Raw genomic sequence first — 2,058 nt, 5'->3', positions numbered from 1 at the left:
CGGCGCCGGTGGCTGCGTCTCCGCCGGGGCCGCAGGCCATCACCATCACCCGGCGCACCCCGTGGCGGCGGTGGATACCACCGGCGCGGGTGATACCTTCTGCGGCGTGCTGGCCGCCCTGCTGCTGGCGGGCCAGACGCTGCCGGCGGCGGTGGAGCGGGCGCAGCGGGCGGCGGCGCTCACCGTCTCCCGCCCCGGTGCCTTTGCCGCCCTGCCTTCCGCCGCCGAGCTGCGCGCGCTTTTGCCGGGATGCGCCGCATGAATGCACCTGTCCTCGAGATGGCCGGCTTCAACGTCGATCTTGGCCCGCGAGGACGGCGGGTGCGGGTGGTGGACAACCTCTCCCTGACGCTGCATCCCGGCCGCATCACCTGCCTGGTCGGCGAAAGCGGCTCGGGCAAGAGCGTCACGGCCATGGCGCTGATGCGCCTGCTGGTGCCGGGGCAATACGAGATCGGCGCCACCCGCCTGCGCTTCGAGGGCGAGGATATCGCCGGGCTGGACGAGCGTGGCATGACGCGGCTGCGCGGCAACCGCATGGCCATGATCTTCCAGGAGCCCATGACCTCGCTGAACCCGGTCTTCACGGTCGGGGACCAGGTGGGGGAGGCGCTGCGGGTGCATCGCGGCCTTTCCGCCGCCGAGGCGCGCAGCCGCGCCCTGGCCGCGCTGCGGCAGGTGCAGATCCCGGCGCCGGAACGGCGGCTGGATGCCTATCCGCATGAACTTTCCGGCGGCATGCGCCAGCGCGTGATGATCGCCATGGCCCTGGCCTGCGAGCCCGCCCTGCTGATCGCGGATGAGCCGACCACGGCGCTGGATGTCACCATCCAGGCGCAGATCCTGGCGCTGCTGGCGGCGCTGCGGGAGCAGCATGGCACCGGCATCCTTTTCATCACCCACAACCTGGGCGTGGTGGCCGAGATCGCGGACGAGGTGGCGGTGATGTATGCCGGCCGCATCGTTGAGCGCGCCCCGGCCGCCGCTCTCTTCGCCGGGGCGCAGCACCCCTATACCCTGGCGCTGCTGGCGGCCATGCCGGCGCTCACCGGCACCTCGGAGCGGCTGGAGCCCATCCCCGGCCGCATGCCGGCACCGGGCGAGATGCCGGAAGGCTGCCGCTTCGCGCCGCGCTGCCCCTTCGCCGCCGCCGAATGCGCCGCCACCCCGCCGTTGCGGGAACTGGCGCCGGGGCATGACGTCGCCTGCTGGCGCGCCCCCGTGGAGGCCCTGGCATGAATGCCCCCTTGTTGCAGGCCGAGGCGCTGCGCCGGACCTACCCGCTGCCCGGCGGCCGCCTGCTGCGGGCCGTGGATGGCATCGACCTGACCCTGGCGCGGGGCGAGACCCTGGCCATCGTCGGGGAAAGCGGCTGCGGCAAGAGCACCCTGGGCCGCCTGCTGCTGCGGCTGGAGGAAGCCGATGGCGGCCGCATCCTGCTGGATGGCATCGACATGCGCGAGTTGCGCGGCGATGCGCTGCGCGCCATGCGGCGGCGCGTGCAGGTGGTCTTCCAGGATCCTTACGGCTCGCTGAACCCGCGCGAGCGCATCCGCGACGCGCTGGTGCGGCCCATGCTGCTGCACCGCCTTTGCGACCGGGCCGAGGCGCATCGCCGCGCTGCAGCCCTGATGGAGCGCGTGGGGCTTTCCGCCGCGCAGCTCGACCGCCTGCCGCACCAGTTTAGCGGCGGTCAGCGGCAGCGCATCGCCATTGCCCGCGCGCTGTCGGTGGGGCCCGAGCTGATCATCTGCGATGAGCCGGTCTCGGCCCTCGATGTCTCGGTGCAGGCGCAGGTGGTGAACCTGTTGCAGGACCTGCAGCGGGAGACTGGCGTGGCGCTGGTCTTCATCTCGCATGACCTCGCGGTGGTGCGGCATCTCGCCCACCATGTGGCGGTGATGTATGCCGGGCGCGTGGTGGAGGCCGGCCCCTCGCACACCGTCTTCGCCGACCCGCGCCACCCCTACACCCGCGCCCTGCTGGAAGCGGCGCCGCGCACCGATACCGGCCCGCGCGCGCCCGCTCCCCTGGCCGGGGAGCCGCCCAACCCCGCCG

At 73.2% G+C, this 2,058-nt stretch carries 3 protein-coding genes; all 3 read left to right on the top strand.

The window, feature by feature from the left end; all coding sequences use genetic code 11:
• Positions 1-262 (top strand): PfkB family carbohydrate kinase (locus tag IBL25_RS25855; RefSeq protein ID WP_238940674.1); only part of this gene is annotated, 262 nt, incomplete at its 5' end.
• Entirely contained in the window at positions 259-1,239 is a 981-nt protein-coding gene (locus IBL25_RS25850; RefSeq protein WP_187781305.1) for an ABC transporter ATP-binding protein, read from the top strand. The genes IBL25_RS25855 and IBL25_RS25850, both read left to right, overlap by 4 nt.
• The coding region (locus IBL25_RS25845; RefSeq protein ID WP_187781304.1) for an ATP-binding cassette domain-containing protein at positions 1,236-2,058 on the top strand (823 nt) is incomplete at its 3' end. The genes IBL25_RS25850 and IBL25_RS25845, both read left to right, overlap by 4 nt.

The organism is Pseudoroseomonas ludipueritiae (genome assembly GCF_014490445.1).
GTDB classification, from domain to species: domain Bacteria; phylum Pseudomonadota; class Alphaproteobacteria; order Acetobacterales; family Acetobacteraceae; genus Pseudoroseomonas; species Pseudoroseomonas ludipueritiae.
The sequence above is the reverse complement of the archived record's forward strand: the minus strand, read 5'-3'. Positions and strand labels throughout refer to the sequence as shown.

Coding starts and splice junctions, on each gene's coding strand:
- IBL25_RS25850 (WP_187781305.1), top strand. CDS start 259: ATGAATGCACCTGTCCTCGAGATGGCCGGCTTCAACGTCGATCTTGGC.